The 18032-nt window shown below is 65.2% G+C and carries 14 protein-coding genes; 6 read left to right on the top strand and 8 right to left on the bottom strand.

Annotated features, from left to right (window positions below):
• The first annotated feature begins 31 nt into the window (after nt 1–31).
• The gene (locus tag J2T23_RS06710) at nt 32–349 is read left to right on the top strand and encodes a hypothetical protein (protein ID WP_307358309.1); all 318 of its coding nucleotides are present in this window, start codon (nt 32–34) and stop codon (nt 347–349) included.
• On the opposite strand, the gene J2T23_RS06705 is transcribed toward J2T23_RS06710, so the two are convergent.
• Nucleotides 333–1256 (bottom strand): patatin-like phospholipase family protein, encoded by a 924-nt coding sequence (locus tag J2T23_RS06705; protein WP_307358306.1) that lies wholly within the window; start codon nt 1254–1256, stop codon nt 333–335. The two genes, J2T23_RS06710 and J2T23_RS06705, sit on opposite strands and share 17 nt — an antisense overlap.
• A gap of 191 nt (nt 1257–1447) precedes the next feature.
• Here J2T23_RS06705 and J2T23_RS06700 point away from each other — a divergent pair, with 191 nt between their 5' ends.
• Entirely contained in the window at nt 1448–1921 is a 474-nt protein-coding gene (locus J2T23_RS06700; protein WP_141182520.1) for a GNAT family N-acetyltransferase, read from the top strand.
• A gap of 64 nt (nt 1922–1985) precedes the next feature.
• Here J2T23_RS06700 and J2T23_RS06695 read toward each other — a convergent pair whose 3' ends face one another.
• The 3 genes from J2T23_RS06695 to J2T23_RS06685 all read right to left on the bottom strand — a co-directional run bounded on the left by J2T23_RS06695 (nt 1986) and on the right by J2T23_RS06685 (nt 5596).
• Nucleotides 1986–3041: a hypothetical protein gene (locus J2T23_RS06695; RefSeq protein WP_307358302.1), complete on the bottom strand. Its 1056-nt coding sequence runs from the start codon at nt 3039–3041 to the stop codon at nt 1986–1988.
• A 38-nt stretch (nt 3042–3079) separates the two neighbouring features.
• Entirely contained in the window at nt 3080–3946 is an 867-nt protein-coding gene (locus tag J2T23_RS06690; RefSeq protein WP_307358299.1) for a phosphatidylinositol-specific phospholipase C/glycerophosphodiester phosphodiesterase family protein, read from the bottom strand.
• A 210-nt stretch (nt 3947–4156) separates the two neighbouring features.
• Complete coding sequence (locus tag J2T23_RS06685; protein ID WP_307358296.1) at nt 4157–5596, bottom strand: HNH endonuclease signature motif containing protein; 1440 nt, start codon at nt 5594–5596, stop codon at nt 4157–4159.
• A gap of 228 nt (nt 5597–5824) precedes the next feature.
• Between J2T23_RS06685 and J2T23_RS06680 the strand changes: the two genes are divergently transcribed.
• A complete protein-coding gene (locus tag J2T23_RS06680) occupies nt 5825–6916 on the top strand; it encodes a type I restriction endonuclease (RefSeq protein ID WP_307358293.1) in 1092 nt (363 codons plus the stop codon).
• Nucleotides 6917–7037: 121 nt separating this feature from the next.
• Here J2T23_RS06680 and J2T23_RS06675 read toward each other — a convergent pair whose 3' ends face one another.
• Together J2T23_RS06675 and J2T23_RS06670 are read right to left on the bottom strand one after the other, a co-directional pair.
• Nucleotides 7038–9065: an ABC transporter ATP-binding protein gene (locus J2T23_RS06675; protein WP_141182525.1), complete on the bottom strand. Its 2028-nt coding sequence runs from the start codon at nt 9063–9065 to the stop codon at nt 7038–7040.
• The gene (locus J2T23_RS06670; RefSeq protein WP_307358290.1) at nt 9062–10795 is read right to left on the bottom strand and encodes an ABC transporter ATP-binding protein; all 1734 of its coding nucleotides are present in this window, start codon (nt 10793–10795) and stop codon (nt 9062–9064) included. The genes J2T23_RS06675 and J2T23_RS06670 overlap by 4 nt, the downstream gene beginning before the upstream one ends.
• Before the next feature lie 231 nt (nt 10796–11026).
• On the opposite strand from J2T23_RS06670, the gene J2T23_RS06665 reads away from it, so the two are divergent.
• Nucleotides 11027–12262 (top strand): MFS transporter, encoded by a 1236-nt coding sequence (locus J2T23_RS06665; RefSeq protein WP_307358287.1) that lies wholly within the window; start codon nt 11027–11029, stop codon nt 12260–12262.
• Here J2T23_RS06665 and J2T23_RS06660 read toward each other — a convergent pair.
• Nucleotides 12216–13319: an SDR family oxidoreductase gene (locus tag J2T23_RS06660; protein ID WP_307358284.1), complete on the bottom strand. Its 1104-nt coding sequence runs from the start codon at nt 13317–13319 to the stop codon at nt 12216–12218. The two genes, J2T23_RS06665 and J2T23_RS06660, sit on opposite strands and share 47 nt — an antisense overlap.
• Nucleotides 13320–13647: 328 nt before the next feature.
• Between J2T23_RS06660 and katG the strand changes: the two genes are divergently transcribed.
• Nucleotides 13648–15942: a catalase/peroxidase HPI gene (katG, locus tag J2T23_RS06655; protein WP_307358282.1), complete on the top strand. Its 2295-nt coding sequence runs from the start codon at nt 13648–13650 to the stop codon at nt 15940–15942.
• Nucleotides 15943–16013: 71 nt separating this feature from the next.
• Here the strand turns inward: katG and J2T23_RS06650 are convergent, their stop codons facing one another.
• Nucleotides 16014–17252, bottom strand: coding sequence for a GAF domain-containing sensor histidine kinase (locus J2T23_RS06650; protein ID WP_307358280.1), 1239 nt, complete (start codon nt 17250–17252; stop codon nt 16014–16016).
• Nucleotides 17253–17392: 140 nt separating this feature from the next.
• On the opposite strand from J2T23_RS06650, the gene J2T23_RS06645 reads away from it, so the two are divergent.
• Nucleotides 17393–17911 carry a GNAT family N-acetyltransferase gene (locus J2T23_RS06645; RefSeq protein ID WP_307358278.1) on the top strand — a complete coding sequence of 173 codons (519 nt, stop codon included), beginning with the start codon at nt 17393–17395 and terminating at the stop codon, nt 17909–17911.
• Nucleotides 17912–18032: the final 121 nt, after the last annotated feature.

Below are 18032 nucleotides of genomic sequence, written 5' to 3'. Positions count from 1 at the left end.
TCTCTTTTCGGCACGTTTCTCCAGGATTGACTTGCCGACCTTTTTAGCGGCGCCGCTTTTGGGGGATTTTCCGGACATCGGAATCACGCCTTTCTTTGCTTTGCGTTACCGGATACCATACCTGCTTTTATTTTTTTATCCAGTTCTGCAGGGGCGCAGCGCGAGGCGCCTGATGCCCCGCCGGCGGTGCGGGAAGGCCGCGGCCAAGGCCGCCGGGATAATTTTTGAAATTGGTTGCATCGCCAAGGTTTCCGTTTCTTTTATTTTGTCCAACAAAAGCCGCCGGAAACTCCGTCCAGGCCAAGAAAACGACCCTAAATTCGCATTTTCCACTACTGCCAGAATTTAGTTAGTTTCCCGGCGAGGTCTTTGCCCTGGTTGTATCCGGCGTGAGCCGCGGCCGGACGGAGTGAGGGGTCCATGGCGTTGGCGCCGAACATGTGCTCGGCCCCGCTGCCAGGGGAGATCACTTCGACTCTGCTGCCATGCGCTTGGAGCTCCTCCACCTGCGCGGCGAGCTGCATGCCCCACTCAAGCGGCATGCGCGTCCTGCCACCGAAGGGTGACAGGACCAGGACCCTGCCACACCCGGTGGCCAGGTCGGCGTTTTCATTTCGCCGGTAGCCGCCGTCGATGTAGCTCCTGTCTCCAATCCGGTAGGCGGAGCCGCTGGAACAACTGGCGGCGACCGCGTCGACCAGGTCGATGCCGCCGGACCGGTCGAACACTGCCGGTTCACCGGTACTGGCATCCACCGCTGGGATCAGCAGTTCATGCTCCGGCCATTCCTGTGTCGTCAGCCGGGCCGCCACGGTGGCCCGCCACCGTCCGGAATGGTCGTAGTCCTCCGCCATGTCGATGGCGGCCGCGCCCATCCTCCGACGCATGTCCGCCGCAGTTGCGGAACGGGCGATGATCCTGCCGGTCCGCTCCAGGTGGTTGGGGACCGGACTGCCGGCCGACGAAGTTCCGGCGGCCCGCAGCCGCTGTGGAAGCGGCGCGTCCATGACGGCGGCGTACAGCTCCGCCGGACTGGCGCCGGCGATCTGCGCAGCGGCCGTGGATCCCGCCGATGTTCCGATGACCCGGTGGGCGCCGGTCACGTCCAGCCCGGCGTCTGCCAGTCCGGCGAGAACGCCGATCAGCCAAGCGTTTCCTGTGGAGCCCCCGCCACCGAGGACCAGGGCGCGCCCGGAAGTAACCGAGGGAACGGGGTGCGGGACGGGGTGCGGGATGGGAGAAGGTGTTGTGTTCATGGGAGTCGCCTTTCGCGAATTTGCCTGTGCGGCGCTCCCTGTGGACGGCTGGGTCAGCCGCGGATCGTGGGCTGCGGGGGAGCACCCATTACGGATACAGCGTTCATGGGTCTCACCTCCTGGAGTCGGTTCACGATCAGGGGAATCTTGGCATACGGGTACCGCTGTGCGCAACGGGTAAGTTTGAGGCGATGATTTCGATAGACCGGGACAGCCCCGCGCGCGACGACGTCCACCTGCTCCTCAGCGAGCACCTCGCCGACATGTTCGCCACCTCGCCGGCCGAGAGCGTGCACGCCCTGGACCATTCGGCCCTGTCCGCCCCGTCCGTCACGTTCTGGACGGCCCGCGAGGACGGCAACCTTTTGGGGTGCGGCGCTCTTAAGCTTCTGGACTCCCCCGCCGGTCCGCAGAGGCATGGCGAGATCAAGTCCATGCGCACCACGGCAACCGCCCGGGGCCGGGGCGTGGCCGCCCTCATACTGGGACATATCCTTGATGACGCCCGTACGCGGAACCTTGAGCGGGTCTATCTGGAGACCGGAACCGAGGACTACTTCGCGGCCGCGCGGCGGCTGTACGCCCGGCACGGTTTCACGGTGTGCGAGCCCTTCGCCGCCTACGTGTTGGACCCCCACAGCGTCTTCATGGAGCTCCGACTGTAGCTCCCACAGGGAAAGCGGACGACGGCGGGTGGGCGCCCGCCGTCGTCCGCTCTCCTTTGCGCTGCTACTTGCTGAAGGGGACCTTTTCCCAACTCAGCACGTCGGCGCCTTTGGCGCTGTTTCCGGCCACCGTGAAGCGGACGTAGTCCACGGCGTTGTTGGCGCCGTCCACCGTGATGCGCTGCAGGTTGTCGGCGGCGGGTGAGCCGTAGATGTCCAGCCAAGGTGAGCCCGCGGCAAGGGGCTGGTTCTCAGCGAAGACGTGGCTGTCGCCGTTGACCAGGTAGACAGGAGCGTCGAAGTTGTTGGTCTCCTCCACCATGGCCTGGACGACCTCGCGGAAGCCGGATACCGTTGCCGGGTTTGCGGTGGCGTCGGCCAGCAGCGACGGGTCGAACATGTCGGCCTGCTGCATGAGCACCACGGCGCGGTCGTTACTGCGCCTGGCTTCGGCGAAGGTCTGGTGGATCTGGGCGATCACGGCGTCCGTACGGTGTTCCACCTCGGCGAGCTGCTCCGGCGTGGGTTCAGTCTTGCCCAGCCCGCTCCACGGCAGGAGGGAGTTGTTGCTGCCCTGGACGTTCAGGACGGAGAAAGCCACCCGGTTCTTTTCGAAGCGGACGTCCTCCGGCAAACCCAGGCTCTCCTGCGACTTCACCGGCATGGTGGCGCCCAGGGTCTTGCCGGGCTGGTTGAAGAAGACCTCCCGGATCTTGTCCAGGCGCTCCAGGGGGTTGTAGGCCCCGTTGTTGGTGCGGTGGCAGTCCACCCACTCGTTGTCGCCGGGCGTGTAGACCAGCGGGTGCGTGAAGGTGTCGAACTGTGTGCGGATGTAAGAGAAGTACTCGTCTGAGCAGACGGAGGAGCCGTTCTTTATGTCGCCCACGTGTGCTACAAACTTCAGTTCCTTGTCCGCGTTGAGATCCTGGACGCGGGACGGGAACTTGGCGATCTCGGCGGCACCGTAGGGGATGTCACCGATGGCAGCGAAGGTGAAGGCTTGGTTGCCGTCGCTGGTGCTGTCCGCCTCTGCTGTTTCGGCGAAAGCGGGCTGGGACGCCAGGAGGCCGAATGCCAAGGTGAGCGCCGCCGTCGTGATTGTCAAAGTCTTTGAAAGCATGGGGTGGTCCTGTTTCTGTTGTTGGCCTGAGTGGGGGCTCAGGCGCCGCGGGCGGTGAGGAATTGCTGGAGGCCGGCGAGGTCGTCGGTGTTGATGTGGTCCACGCCGGCATCGGCAAGTTCGGTCCAGACGGCGTCGCGGGCGCTACCGGGCTGGTCCGGGGTGGCCCAGAAGCGGACGCGGTAGCCGTTGGCGTGTGCGGTGGCCACGAAGGCGCCCAGCTTGGCGCGCTCGGCCTCCGGCATGGGGCCGACGCCCTGCCAGGTGAAGAGCTTGGTCCAGTTGTCGCTGACCAGCGGCATCAGGGCAGCGGGCAGGCCGGAGGTGAGGTCGGTGGAGCGTCCGTCGTAGAAGCTGAAGCGCTTGTCCTGGGCCTGCATGGTGGCCAGCGGACGGTTGCCGCTGATGACGGCGGTGACCGGGCCGGTCTTGACGTTGCCGTTGGTGTAGCGGCTCATGATGTCGCGGTGCTCGGCCAGTTCCTGCTCGATGGCGGCGTAGGTGGCCTCGCCATCGCTCTTGATGTCGATCAGGAGCTGCAGGCTGCCGTCCCACTTGGGGTAGACGCTGTGGCCGGGGGTGCTGCGGACCAGGTCCTGGAGTGGGTCGAGGTAAAGGCTTTCGAGCGTGACGCCCTGTTTGGCGTCAGCGAGGTCGTGGGCCACGCGCAGCTCACCGTCAACCAGCCATACGTCCGCTTCGACGCTGGTGAAACCGTGCCCCAGTGCGTCGAACAGGGGACGGTCATGCTCATAGTCGTTGTGGGCATGGGTGCCGGCGAGGGGTTGGCCGACGACGACGGGCGCCGGATTGGGTGCCTCGGCCCCGGCTTGGGCAGGGGCTACGGCTGTCCCGGCCAGTGAGGCGAGGACGGCGACGGCGGCGAGGGTGCTTTTCACGAACACGGGAGTACTCCTGGTACCTCGGGGATGTCCGCCCGGTGATGGGGTGTTCCGGGCTTGAGGGTGCTTGAAAAGCCTGCTGGGCCTGGCGAAACGATTCAGGGCGCCTTGGTTGCATCATGGTGAACGTCGGGGAACATCAACATCGGGGGATGAGTTCTCAGCCGTGAAGGGGCAGGCGGGTGTGTCCTCCGCGCAGCCAACTAACGCTGGTTACGAGATCGCGAGATAATCCACTATCAGTACCTCCAGCGCGCTGGCCTCTCCCGGCAGGCAGCCCGGTGGCCAGATTGTCGGTTCCCGGTCCGGTTGTTCGGCGTTGTAGTGGCGACCGCTGGGAGAAGTCCAGCCCGGTGGCTCATTCTTGGAAGCCGTACCCGGACTCCAGCCGGTCCGATGTTTGAGCCGGTGGTGCTTGGGGCACAACTGTCCCAGGTTGCTGATTCCGGTGGCGCCTCCATGCTCCCAGGCCGTGAGGTGGTCAGCCTCGTTGTCCTGGCTGTGGTTGCTGCACGCCGGGAAAGTGCATTTCCCATCCCGCATCCTCAACCACCGTTTGAGTGACTCCGTGAGCCGGTAGTTGGTGCGGCCAAGTTCCAGCGGGGCTCCGTCGCGGGGGTCCACCAAAACCCGATAGAAAGAGCCGGCACCTTCCGTGACGAGTCTGCGTGCCATGGACGCGGGGATGGGCCCGTAGTTGTCCAGGTCTGCTGGCTCGTCCGTAGCACCGAGGAGGGAAAGGATTGGCACCGTGACCAGCACATCGGCTTTGAGCGACGGCCCGGGTCCGGCCAGGTCCGTGGCGCCACCGAGGAGCAATTTGGCGGCAAGGTCTGCCTTGAGCTGGGGAAGGGTCCTCGCCTCGTCCGGTCCTTGCAGTCCACGTGCCAGGGCGGAGGTCCTGTTCCAGATGGCACAGGCCTTATCAGCAGCCAGGTAGACCGAAACCCAGGCCATGCCGTCCCGGTCCGGCGAGTATTCCATCCGTCGATCCGACACGGACTTAACGTGCCGGGTTTCCAGGGACTCGGGATGATGGCGTTCCCGCCAGGCACGTGCCTTCCGCCGGAAACGGCCCGGCACAAGCTCTCCGGCAGATGCACCCCGGGCCGCGTTAGGCGCCTCCGGGTCCAGGAAGTGGGCTTCCAAGGCTGCTGCGGCTGCCGAGTCCAGGCCGCTGGTTTCATCGACCATAATCTGGGCATGCCGCCAAGAAATGGCTCCAGCCTCCATGGCCTTGAGCGTAGCCGGAAGAGAGGTGGTGAGCGCATGGGCGTCCTGCAACAGCGCGGACGCGGCTCCCTCGCCGATGGTGAGCGTGCAGGCGACTTCGGCGACGATACTCATCTCCCTGGCCGCCGACTCGAAGGCGCTTTCCGCCGGCGCTTCCATGGCGGCTGCGGCCTCCGAATGTTCTGCGAGCAGCCGGACTTTCACCGCTGCAGTAGCAGCTTCGACCCGGGCCACAATGCCCAGGCTGTCCAGGCAGGACTCTGAAAGTTCATGCAGTGGGTCGTGACCATCCGTGCGGCCCACAGCCTCGGCAGAGGTGTTCACAACTCCCGCTAGCTCGTCCACCAACCCGGTAAGGGATGCGACGGCACCGGCCAGTCCAGCCATGCCTTTCGCATCCACAACCGCTCCGCTTTCCATAAGCAAAGACTGTCACGGGGGTCTGACATTCTGAGTTGCCTTCGGCACACACTGTCTTGGCGGAAGCTTTGCTCACCGGATTTCGGCGCAGCGGATGGCAACATAACGGCAGCATCAACCGGTTGCGTGTAAATGTCACCCGTGCCATGTAAGTTTTTGCTTCATCAGCTTGAAACTGCCACCGGACACGAAGCTGTGTCCGGGTAAGAGCATTACTGGGGGTAAGACATGGAATTTGCGGAGAAACTTTCAGCGCTGGCAACGAAAGTGCGGCAGCAGAGGGGTGTAATTCAGACCGAGGAGGCAACGAAGAACGCGTTCGTCATGCCGTTCATTTCGACGATTCTTGGCTACGACGTCTTCAATCCTTTGGAGGTGGTCCCGGAGTTCATCGCGGATGTAGGGCTCAAAAAGGGCGAGAAGATCGACTACGCGATCGTCAAGGACGGTGAGGTCCAGATTCTGATCGAGTGCAAGAAGTCGACAGAGCCTGTGAAAATCGAGCACGCCTCTCAGCTCTTCCGCTACTTTGCCGTCACAAACGCTCGTATAGCGATCCTGACCAACGGTGAGGTCTACCAGTTCTTCACAGACCTGGATGCACCGAACCGCATGGATGCCAAGCCGTTCCTCGTGCTCGACCTGAACGACATTGACCAGATGCTGATCCCCGAGTTACAGAAGTTGTCCAAGGATGTCTTTGACTTGGATTCAATCATCAGCGCGGCCGGCGAATTGAAGTACATCGGCGAGTTGAAGAGAACACTGGCTGCACAGTTCAGGGAGCCTGAAGACGAATGGGTCAAGTTCCTGACAGCCAGGGTTTACTCCGGGCCGTATACACAGAAGGTACGGGATCAATTCACCACGCTGGTTGGGAAGGCCACAAAACAATTCCTCAATGACCAGGTCAACGAACGGCTGAAGAAAGCTCTGGGGAATCCTGGATTCCCGCAATCGGAGGACACGACTGTACCCACCGCTGTCACCAGTGCGCCCGTCGCGGAGGCAGACCTCGCCGAAGCTGACGGCCTGGAGACGACGCTTGAAGAAATCGAGGGCTACCAGATTGTGCGTGCAATCGTCTGCAGCGAGGTCAAGCCGATTCGCGTCGCCCAACGCGATGCAAAGTCCTACTTTGCCGTACTGCTTGATGACAACAACCGCAAGCCTATTGCTCGGCTGCACTTCAACCGAACCCAGAAGTACATCGGCATCTTCAACGACAGCAAAGAAGAAACGCGTGTGGCCATCAACTCGCTTGAGGAGATTTACGAACACACCGAGGCCCTCCGGGCGACCGTCAAGAGCTACCTGTGACCCCTGTTAGCAATCGAATGGCGATCATTCAGCGAGGATAGACGGCGTCGCGACAAAGATCGCGATGCCGTCTGCCTGGGACAACTCAGGACGCCGAGCGATATCCTCCAGGATGGCCTCCCTACACCTCCGCCACCGGTGCCGCGAACTGGGCCTCGTACAGCCGCGCGTAGGCCCCACCGGCAGCCAGCAGGGACGCGTGCGTCCCCTGTTCCACAATCTGGCCGGCCTCCATCACCAGGATGAGGTCGGCGTCGCGGATCGTGGACAGCCGGTGCGCGATCACAAAGGACGTCCGGTCGGACCGCAGCGCACTCATGGCCTTCTGCACCAGCACCTCGGTCCGGGTATCCACGGACGAGGTCGCCTCATCCAGGATCAACACAGAAGGCGAAGCCAGGAATGCCCGGGCAATGGTCAGCAGCTGCTTCTCGCCGGCGGACACGTTGGAGCCTTCATCGTCCAGCACGGTGTCGTACCCCTCGGGCAACGAGCGCACGAACCGGTCCACATACGTTGCCCGTGCCGCCTCCAAAACCTCAGAAGAAGACGCAGCAGGCCGCCCGTACGCGATGTTGTCGCGAATGGTGCCGCCGAACAGCCACGTATCCTGCAGCACCATCCCCATCCGGGAGCGCAGGTCGTGCCGGCTCATGGTGGTGATGTCCACCCCGTCCAAGGTGATCCGCCCGCCGTCGAGCTCGTAGAACCGCATCATCAGGTTCACCAGCGTGGTCTTGCCCGCCCCCGTCGGCCCCACAATGGCCACCGTCTGGCCCGGCTCCGCCACCAGGGACAACCCATGGATCAGCGGCTTGTCCGGCGAGTAGGAGAAGGAGACGTCCTCAAACACCAGCCGCCCGCGCGCAGCACCATCAGGGCTCTGCAAGGCAGCCCCCACAGGATCGGCGGACTGCTCCTCCGTATCAAGCAGCTCAAACACCCGCTCGGCAGACGCCACACCGGACTGCAGCAGGTTGGCCATGGAGCCGAGCTGCGCCAATGGCTGGGTGAACTGCCGCGAGTACTGGATGAACGCCTGAACATCGCCCAGCTGCATCGCCCCGGACGCCACCTGCAGGCCACCCACCACGGCAATGCCCACGTACACCAGGTTCCCGATGAACGTCATGGCCGGCATGATCAGACCGGAAATGAACTGCGCCCCGAAGCTCGCCTCATACAGTTCGGCGTTCTTCTGCCGGAACCGCTCCCCCACCTCGCGCTGCCGGCCGAACACCTTCACCAGCGCATGCCCGGTGTAGGTCTCCTCGATCTGCCCGTTCAGCTCGCCCGTGTTCTTCCACTGCTGGACGAACAGCTTCTGCGACCGCTTGGCAATCAGCGCCGTGATCCCCAGCGTCAGCGGAATGGTCACCAGGGCGATCAGCGCCAGCGTGGGCGACAGGATAAACATCATCACCAGCACGCCCAGCACCGTCAGCACGGACGTCACGGCCTGGCTGATGGACTGCTGCAGGCTCTGCGAAATGTTGTCCACGTCGTTGGTCACCCGGCTGAGCAATTCACCGCGCTGGATCGAATCGAAATACCGCAGCGGCAGCCGGTTGATTTTGGCCTCGATCTGCTCGCGGAGCCCGAACACCGTCCGCTGTACCACGCCGTTCAGCACATACGCCTGCCCCCACATGAAGGCCGACCCCAGAACATACAGCACCAGCGCCCACGTCAGCACGTTGGCAAGCGCGCCGAAGTCGATCCCGGCACCCGGGGTCAGCGTCATGGCGCTGAGCATGTCCGCCTTCTGGTTGTCCCCGGCCGCCCGCAGCGCCGCTATCAGCTGCGCCTGCGTCATCCCCGGCGGCAACTGCTTGGACACCACGCCGGAGAAGATCAGGTTGGTGCCCTCGCCCAGCAGCCGGGGCCCGATCACCTGCAGCACCACGCCGGCCACGGCCATGGCCAACACCAGTACCAGCCAGAGCCGTTCCGGCCGGAGCGTGCCCAGCAGGCGTTTGGCGGAGCCGGCGAAGTTCATCGCCTTCTCCGCCGGCACGTTCATCCCGGCGAAGGGTCCGCCACGTCCGGGTCCGCCGGCGGGACGGGGAATGCGTACGACGTCGGCCTGGCCGGGTCCCGAAGCGGAGGCACCTTTTGTGCCGCGTGCGGATGTGGGTCCCTGGCTCATACCGTCTCCTCCGCTGCCAGCTGGGACGAGACGATCTCGCGGTACGTATCCGAAGTCTCCAGCAACTCTTGGTGCGTGCCCTGCGCAACGATCCTGCCGTCGTCGAGCACCAGGATCTGGTCCGCATCAACAATGCTGGACACGCGCTGGGCGATGATCACCATGGTGGCCCCCGCAATGTTGCGCTTCAGCGCCTGGCGCAGCCGGGCATCGGTCCCGGTATCAAGGGATGAGAACGAATCGTCGAAAATGTACAGTTCGGGCCGCTTCACCAGTGCCCGGGCGATCGCCAACCGCTGCCGCTGCCCGCCGGAGACATTGGTGCCGCCCTGCGAGATGGGCGCGTCCAGCGTTTCGTCCATCTGCTCCACGAAATCCCGCGCCTGGGCGATCTCCAGCGCGCTCCAGAGCTCGTCCTCGGTGGCGTCCGGGTTGCCGTACAGCAGGTTGCTGCGCACCGTGCCGGAAAAGAGGTAGGGCTTCTGCGGCACCAGCCCGATGTGCCCCCACAACAGGTCCGGGTCCAGGTCCCTGACGTCCACGCCGTCCATCAGCACCGCCCCGGAGGTGGCGTCGAACAGCCGCGGCATCAGGTTCACCAGGGTTGTCTTGCCCGAGCCGGTGCTGCCGATGATCGCCGTGGTCTGCCCCGCACGCGCCGTAAAGCTGATCCCGGAAAGGACAGGCTGGTCGGCACCCGGGTAGGCGAACCCGACGTCGCGCATTTCCAGCTCACCGCGCCGAACCGCGCTGGTGGCCGGCTGCTCCGGCGGCAGGACGCTGGAATTGGTGCCCAGCACCTCACCGATCCGGTCCGCGGACACCGACGCACGCGGAATCATCACCGCCATGAACGTGGCCATCATGACTGACATCAGGATCTGCATCAGGTAGCTCAGGAACGCGATCAGGGTGCCCACCTGCATGGACCCGTCCTCGATCCGGAACGCACCGAACCAGATCACCGCCACGCTGGAAACGTTCAGGACCAGCATCACCACGGGGAACATCAGGGCCATCAGCCGTCCGGCACGGAGCGCAACATCGGTAACGTCCGCGTTGGCACCGGCGAACCGTTCCGTTTCCATGTCCTCGCGCACGAACGCCCGCACCACCCGGATGCCGGTGAGCTGCTCGCGGAGCACCCGGTTCACGGTGTCGATCCGTGCCTGCATCTTGCGGAACAGCGGCACCATCCGGGTGACGATCAGTCCGACGGCGATCAGCAGCACCGGGACGCAGACGGCAATCAGCCAGGACAGTTGGGCGTCCTGCCGGATGGCCATGATCACGCCGCCAATGCTGAGCATGGGCGCGGCCACCATGAGCGTGGCGGACATCAGCACCAGCTGCTGGACCTGCTGGACATCGTTGGTGGAGCGGGTGATGAGGCTGGGCGCACCGAACTTGGTGACTTCCTGTTCGGAGAACTCACCCACCCGTTCGAAGATGGCGCCGCGCAGGTCCCGGCCCAGGCCCATCGCCGCCTTGGCGCCGAAGTACACGGCGATGACGGCACACACGATCTGCACCAGCGTGATGAGCAGCATGAAGCTGCCGGTGGACAGGATGTAGCCGGTATCGCCCCGCGCCACGCCCTGGTCAATGATGTCTGCGTTCAGCGTGGGCAGGTACAGCGACGCGATGGACTGCGCCAGCTGGAAAACCACGACGGCGGCCAGCAGCGGCCGGTGCGGCCGCAGGTATTCGACGAGCAACTTCCAGAGCATACGAAATAGGCCCTCACCTGACGGAGTGTCCACAAAACGTGGTGCGAAGGTCAGTGTACGTCCGTGGAGAGCGGATGATCCTCACAGTTGGCTGGGAAAATGGCAGGTTCTCCCACGGCGTATTCGCCGGACGCGCCGGGGATCCGGCAGCACCGGTGGGTACTTCAGTATGAGAGAACTGGATGGGCGCCATAAGCCCGCCACCCCGCCAAAGGATGGAAGAAACAACGAATGCTTGCCGGCACACGGAACCCTTCCCAGCGCACTGCCAGGTTCGGAGCTGCCTTCATCGGCGTCCTGCTCATCGCAGTCAACCTTCGGGTGTCCTTTGTCAGCGTCGGACCGGTGCTGGTCAACATCAGCAGCGACTTGGGATTGTCCAGTGCCGCAGCGGGATTCCTCACCGGCCTCCCGCTCATCGCCTTCGCAGTCTTCTCACCCCTGGCCCCCGGATTTGCTGCCCGGCTGAGCCTGGACCGGGCACTGTGGATGTCCTTGCTGATCCTCGGATCGGGCATCGTGCTCCGCTCACTGCCGGTGCCCGGCTTCATCTGGGCCGGGACGGTACTGATCGGCGTGGCCATCGCGTTCCTCAATGTCCTGGTTCCCTCCCTCGTGAAGCGGGACTTCCCTTTGCGGGTCAGCCAGGTCACCGGCAGCTACACCGCCGCCCAGGCTGCGTTCGCAGCGGTGGGGGCCGCCGTCGTCGTTCCCGTGGCGCAGACCTCCCCGGCGGGGTGGCGGCTGGCCCTGGGAGCCTGGGTGGGGCTGGCCCTCATTGCCATGGCCGTGCTCCTGTCCTGGCTGCGCCGGCACGGGACAAGCGCCGTGCACGCCAAAAAGCAGGAACCGGCACACCGGTCGCCCTGGGGCTCAGCGCTGGGCTGGCAGGTGACTGCGTTCATGGGGCTGCAATCGATCGCCTTCTACGTCCTGATGGCGTGGCTGCCCACCATTGAGCAAAGCCGCGGGGTCCCCGCCGCCACTGCCGGCGTGCACCTGTCCGCCTTCCTGTTGATCAGCGTGTTCGCTAGCCTGGGGGCAGGCGCAGTCCTGCACCGGGGACCGGACCAGCGGCTGGTGTCCTTCACAAGCGGTGCGTTGGTGTTCGTCACCTTCCTGGGCCTGGCGCTCGCGCCTGACCTCATCCTCCTGTGGGTCCTGCTGGGCGCCGTCGGATGCGGAAGCCTCATTGTCATCGCCCTGTCGTTGTTCAGCCTCCGGACCGTGAACCATCCGCAGGCAGCATCGCTGTCCGGCATGGCCCAGTCCGTGGGCTACGGCCTGGCCGCGGTGGGCCCGGTGGCCTTTGGTGCACTCCGGGATGCCAGCGGGGACTGGACCCTTCCGCTGCTCGGCACCGCCGGAGCCATGGCCATCCTGGCGCTGGCGGGTCTGTTCGCCGGACGCGACCGCGTCATTACGGAATCAGCCGGTCGGCCCGGTATCGGTCAAAGAGCAAGGTAAAGGCATCCAGCGTCCGGCGATACCCCGTAAAGCCCGCATCCCGGCTCTTGCCCATGTCCGTCACTACCTCGATGCCGCGCCCCAGGTCTCCGTCCGTGTGCCACCAGCTCGCCACGCGGCCCAGGTCGGGTTCGCTGAGGTTGTTCTCCGCGGCGATCCGCCGCCACTGGTCCTCCCGGCCTGCCATGGACTGCCCAAGGGGACGCGGCGCGTCCTGGTAGCCCTCCCATTCCACACCGAAGTACGCGGCAAGCTTCGGCCACATCCAGCGCCAGCGGAACACATCGCCGTTGACGATGTTGAAGGGCTCGTTGGCGGCTGCAGGGGTAGTTGAAGCCCAGAGCATGTGCTCGGCCAACAGGCCGGCGTCTGTCATGTCGGTGAGGCCGTCCCACTGCGTTTTGGATCCGGGAAAGACAAACGGTTCCCCGCTGTCCCGGCAGAGGGTGGCCTGCGCCGCGAGTGTGAGGCCCATGTTCATGGCGTTGCCAACGGCGTGCCCAATAACCGTGTGGGCGCGGTGTACGGACCAGGTGAACCCCTGCTCGCCCGCCGCGGCCCACAGTTCGTCTTCCTGTGCGTAATAGAAGTTCCGCACCGGCAGGCGGGGCTCCTCCTCATGGAACGGCGTGTCCGGCATTTCCCCGGCGGCGTAGGCCTCAAACGGTCCCAGGTAGTGCTTGAGCCCGGTCATCAGGGCAACATGTGCCACCCCTTTGCCCCGCAGTGCCCCAAGCAGGTCGCGCACCATGCCCGCGTTGACGGCGATGTTCTCTTCCTCGGTGTCCCGGCGGGACCAGGCAGTAAAGAACACGTGGGAGGGATTTTCCGGAGCAAGCGCGGCGGCCAGCGACTCAGCGGAGGTCAAGTCTGCGGAAAGCCATCTGACGCCTGGCCGCCCGGGACCGGGCCTGCGGGACAAGGCAAGGACTTCCCAGCCTTCGCCGGCCAAGGTATCCACGAGCGCGGAGCCTGCAATGCCGGTGGCCCCTGCCACCAGGGCGGTCCGTCCGTTGCCCGCTGCTGTTCCTGATGCTGTTCCTGATCCGATGGTCATAGCGCTCCTCTTGGTAGGTGCTTGGTTTGCATCCGCGCCTCAGCGCGGCCTCACGCGTGGGCGGAGGCCCGCGCGCTGCGGTACGCCGGGACAATGGGCCACCATGGACCCTCTGGCGACAAGTCGGAGCGTCAGTCAGATATTCCAGCGCCGGCAAGCGGCGGACAGGAGGTGCCGAACAAATTGCGAGGGACGGGGCAATGACAGGCCGGGTTTCACCCATGGCCCGGGCGGGTCTCCAGCAGTCCCCGGTCCATGTTCAAATAGGAGGGTTGCACCGGCTGCCCGAGTCCAACCGCGGCCTCGGCCCAACGGAAGGAATAAGCACATGACCGATCCCCAAGACCATCCCCCGGTCCCCACTCCCGGGAGCGCACAGGGCCTGGACCAGAAGGTTGAGGGCGGGTGCCCGGTGGCCCATGGCAGTGCCACCGCCCAGGGCAGTGAAAGCGAAAACCCTGCGATCGATTCGCCGGCCCCCAAGGGACACCGGCCGCGAACCAACCAGGACTGGTGGCCCAACCAGCTGGACCTCTCCGTGCTGCACACGCACGGCCAGGCGAGCAACCCGCTTGGCCCGTCCTTCAGCTACCGCGAGGAATTCCAGAAGCTCGACGTCGAAGCCCTCAAGCAGGACATCAGCCAGGTCCTGACCACTTCCCAGGACTGGTGGCCGGCGGACTTCGGCCACTACGGCGGACTGATGATCCGCCTGAGCTGGCACGCTGCCGGCACCTACCGCGTCCACGACGGCCGCGGCGGCGCGGGCGACGGCAGCCAGCGGTTCGCCCCGCTGAACAGCTGGCCGGACAACGCCAACCTGGACAAGGCCCGCCGCCTGCTGTGGCCCGTGAAGCAGAAGTACGGCCAGAAGCTGTCCTGGGCGGACCTCCTGGTCCTCGCCGGCAACGTGGCCCTTGAGTCCATGGGCTTCAAGACCTTCGGCTTCGCCTTTGGCCGCGAGGACGTCTGGGAGCCCGAACAGATCTTCTGGGGTCCCGAGGACGCCTGGCTCGGAGATGAGCGGTACACCGGTGAGGGAACCATGGCGGACAACGTCGGTTCCACCGAAATGGGCCTCATCTACGTCAACCCCGAAGGCCCCATGGGCAACCCGGATCCCGTGGCTGCTGCCGCGTTTATCCGTGAGACCTTCAAGCGCATGGCCATGAACGACGAAGAGACCTTCGCACTGATCGCCGGCGGCCACACATTCGGCAAGACCCACGGTGCCGGCCCCGCAGACGCACACGTTGGCCCGGAACCGGAGGGTGCAGACCTTGAGGCGCAGGGCCTTGGCTGGCTCAGCACCTACGGCAGCGGCAAGGGCGGCGACACCATCACCTCCGGCCTTGAAGTCACTTGGACGGACAAGCCTACGCAGTGGAGCAACCGCTTCCTGGAGATCCTCTTCGAGTACGAGTGGGAACTCGTCAAGAGCCCCGGGGGCGCCCACCAGTGGATCGCCAAGGACGCTCCAGAGATCATCCCGGACGCGCACGACCCCAACAAGAAGCACCGGCCCACCATGCTGACCACGGACCTGTCGCTGCGCTTCGACCCCACCTACGAGCAGATCGGCCGGCGGTTCCTGGAGAACCCGGACCAGTTCGCCTTGGCCTTCGCCAAGGCCTGGTACAAGCTGCTGCACCGCGACATGGGACCGGTGGGCCCGCACATGCTGGGCCCGTGGGTTCCGGAGGCACAGCTGTGGCAGGATCCGGTCCCCGCCGTCGACCATGAACTGATCGATGAGCAGGACATCGCCGGGCTCAAGGCCAAACTCCTTGACGCCGGACTGACCATCCCGCAACTGGCGGGCACGGCCTGGGCGTCGGCTGCAACGTACCGCAAGACGGACCGGCGCGGTGGGGCCAACGGCGCCCGGATCCGGCTGGAGCCGCAGCGCGGCTGGGAAGCCCACGAACCGGAGCAGCTCGATACCGTGCTTCCCGTCCTTGAGCGCGTGCAGGAGGAGTTCAACTCGGCACAGTCCGGCGGCAAGAAGGTCTCGCTCGCGGACCTGATCGTCCTGGGCGGCGCCGCCGCGGTGGAGAAGGCAGCAGCCGACGCCGGGTTCCCCGTCACAGTGCCGTTCCGTCCGGGCCGGACGGACGCCTCACAGGAACAGACCGACGTCGAATCCTTCCAGTACCTGGAGCCGCGGGCCGACGGCTTCCGCAACTACCTGCGCCCCGGTGCGAAGATCCAGCCCGAGACCCTCCTGCTGGACAAGGCGTACATGCTGGACCTCTCCGCGCCGGAGATGACGGCGCTCTTGGGCGGCATGCGGGCCCTGGGCACCAACGTGGGCGGTTCCGGCCACGGTGTGCTGACGGACAAGCCGCAGGTCCTGACGAACGACTTCTTCGTCAACCTGCTCTCGCCGGGCACCAAATGGAAGGCCTCCGAGGCCGAGGAAAACGTCTACGAAATCACCGACGTTGCCACCGGCGAGCTGAAGTGGACGGCCACCCCGGTGGATCTGGTCTTCGGCTCGAACTCGCAGCTGCGGGCGCTGTCCGAGGTCTACGCGAGCGAGGACGCCAAGGAGAAGTTCGTGCACGACTTCGTAGCCGCCTGGGCGAAGGTCATGGAACTGGACCGCTTCGACCTGAACTGACCGGGATGACCTGACCCGGGGGTCCGGGCCGGCTGCATCACGCAGCCGGCCCGGACCTGCCTGAGAGCGGCCTACTGATCGGTCGGGAAGCTGATGACTGCCGTGGTTCCGCCGCCGGGTGACTCTTTCAGGCTCAATTCGCCGCCGTGCGCCTCGGCAATGCGGCGGCAGATGGCCAGCCCAAGGCCGGAACCGTGCCCGTCCCCCTGTCGGTGCAGCCGGACCAGTGGTTCAAGCACGCGCTGCCGGTCCGCCTGCGCAATGCCCTTGCCGTTGTCCGCCACCAGCACAGTGATGCCGTGGTAATTCGAAATGCCGCTGATCCGCACGTTGAGGTCCCGTTCCGGGCTCCGGTAGTTCATGGCATTGGCCACCAGGTTCTGCAGCAGGGTTCGCAACTGCCCCGGGTCCACGTCGAGCTTCATCTCCTCGCTGTCCAGGACGGCTCCGGGCCCGAAGGACAGGCCCAAATCCCTCGCCACCTCGGCCGCCACTTCCTGGAGGGATACGCGCTGCCGCTGGAGGACTCCGCCCATCCGTGAGTAGGTCAGGACGTCCTCGAGCATGGCCAGCATCCGGTGGCCGCTGGCGCTGATGATCTGCAGGTACTCGGCCGCCGGGTGGTCGCCCTCCACTTCGTCTTCCGCCATCTCCACGTAGCCCAGCGTGGTGGTGAGCGGCCCGCGCAGGTCGTGGCTGACGCGCCCGGCAAACTCCGCCAGCTTGGCATTGCTTTCCCGCACCTCGGTGAGGGCGCGGTTCAGCTGCAGCGTGCGCCGCTGCAGTTCGAGCAGCTGCACGGCCTGGCGGGACAGGATTTCCAGCATGTCCAGCTGGCCGGCATCCGGAGCCGCCGGTGAATCCGAGAAGACGCACAGTGACCCCAGCACGAACCCTGACGACATTTCCAGGGGCACGGAGGCGTAGAACCGGACGGCGGCGATCTCCCCTGTCACGAACGGGTTGGTCGCAAAACGCGGATCCAGCGAGGCGTCCCGGACAACGGTCATTTCCCCGGAGTGGAAGACTTTCGAGCACATGGAGTCCTCGCGGGAACAGACGCCGGCGTCAATCCCCACGGCAGCCACCTGGCGTTGCTCATCGGAGGTGAGGACGTTAATGACCCCGAACGGGACTCCACAGAGTTTGGCGGCCAGCTCCACCAGATTCTCGAGCGGCTCGGTGGACAGCTCGGCCTCGGTGGCCGAAGCGCCGTTCCCGGCGGGGAAGGCGAACCCGTACTCCTGCAGCAATTCGTCCCTGCCCAGCGGATCGCTGGGCGCTGCGGCCGTCGAGTGAGCACCAGCCATTACCGTCCCCTTCCAGACCGCAAAAGGGTCCCCGGGGAGATAGTACAGGGCAGCAGCGGCGTCCCGGGAATACGTCTCCCCGCTCCCCTGCCGCGGGCCGGGATCCCGCATTGCTCCGGCAGGCGGCATAGGATCCAGTCATGGCCCAACTCATCGTCCCGGACCCAACCCTCCACTCTTCCTGGCTGGAAGGAACTGCGGAGTTCCAAGGTGCCCACCTGGACGGTGCAGGCGCGGAGGGCTGGTCGCTGGACGATCTCCGGGACCCCGCCGTCTTTGGCCGCTTCGTCGATATCCTCATCAAAGACGCGCTGCCGGAGACGGTGCGAAAGCCTGGCTACGTGCCCTGCACCTACCTGTGGATTGCCGACGGCGGCACGTTCCTTGGGTCCTTGGCCATCAGGCACGGGTTGAACGACTACCTCCTCAACGAAGGTGGGCATATCGGCTACAGCGTCCGGCCCTCCGCAAGGCGCCGCGGCCATGCCGCGAAAGCACTTGCCGATGCGCTGCCCCTGGCACGGGCGCTCCGAATCGCGCGGGTTCTCCTGACGTGCGACGAGGACAACGCTGGCTCGCGTGCAACCATCGAGAAGAACGGCGGCCAATACGAGGACACGCGTAACGGCAAGCGCCGCTACTGGATCGACACCGAATAGCCGGCGAACGCGTGCGTGGGGTTCCGGGGCTCACCCATGTACCAGCAGTGGCGTTCCCGGCGGCCCCGTTTCTGCGAGCGTTTCCGGTAGTGGAACACTTCCACCCGGTGGAGCGAACGGA

The sequence above is a fragment of the Pseudarthrobacter niigatensis genome (assembly GCF_030812615.1).
Taxonomy (GTDB): Bacteria; Actinomycetota; Actinomycetes; order Actinomycetales; family Micrococcaceae; genus Arthrobacter; species Arthrobacter niigatensis.
The sequence above is the reverse complement of the archived record's forward strand: the minus strand, read 5'-3'. Positions and strand labels throughout refer to the sequence as shown.

Bases quoted from the DNA above. Each gene is read 5' to 3' on its own strand.
- J2T23_RS06680 (WP_307358293.1), top strand. From the start codon at position 5,825: ATGGAATTTGCGGAGAAACTTTCAGCGCTGGCAACGAAAGTGCGGCAG.
- J2T23_RS06675 (WP_141182525.1), bottom strand. From the start codon at position 9,065: ATGAGCCAGGGACCCACATCCGCACGCGGCACAAAAGGTGCCTCCGCT.
- katG (WP_307358282.1), top strand. From the start codon at position 13,648: ATGACCGATCCCCAAGACCATCCCCCGGTCCCCACTCCCGGGAGCGCA.
- J2T23_RS06700 (WP_141182520.1), top strand. From the start codon at position 1,448: ATGATTTCGATAGACCGGGACAGCCCCGCGCGCGACGACGTCCACCTG.
- J2T23_RS06645 (WP_307358278.1), top strand. From the start codon at position 17,393: ATGGCCCAACTCATCGTCCCGGACCCAACCCTCCACTCTTCCTGGCTG.
- J2T23_RS06670 (WP_307358290.1), bottom strand. From the start codon at position 10,795: ATGCTCTGGAAGTTGCTCGTCGAATACCTGCGGCCGCACCGGCCGCTG.
- J2T23_RS06665 (WP_307358287.1), top strand. From the start codon at position 11,027: ATGCTTGCCGGCACACGGAACCCTTCCCAGCGCACTGCCAGGTTCGGA.
- J2T23_RS06705 (WP_307358306.1), bottom strand. From the start codon at position 1,256: ATGAACACAACACCTTCTCCCATCCCGCACCCCGTCCCGCACCCCGTT.
- J2T23_RS06695 (WP_307358302.1), bottom strand. From the start codon at position 3,041: ATGCTTTCAAAGACTTTGACAATCACGACGGCGGCGCTCACCTTGGCA.
- J2T23_RS06660 (WP_307358284.1), bottom strand. From the start codon at position 13,319: ATGACCATCGGATCAGGAACAGCATCAGGAACAGCAGCGGGCAACGGA.
- J2T23_RS06685 (WP_307358296.1), bottom strand. From the start codon at position 5,596: ATGGAAAGCGGAGCGGTTGTGGATGCGAAAGGCATGGCTGGACTGGCC.
- J2T23_RS06650 (WP_307358280.1), bottom strand. From the start codon at position 17,252: ATGGCTGGTGCTCACTCGACGGCCGCAGCGCCCAGCGATCCGCTGGGC.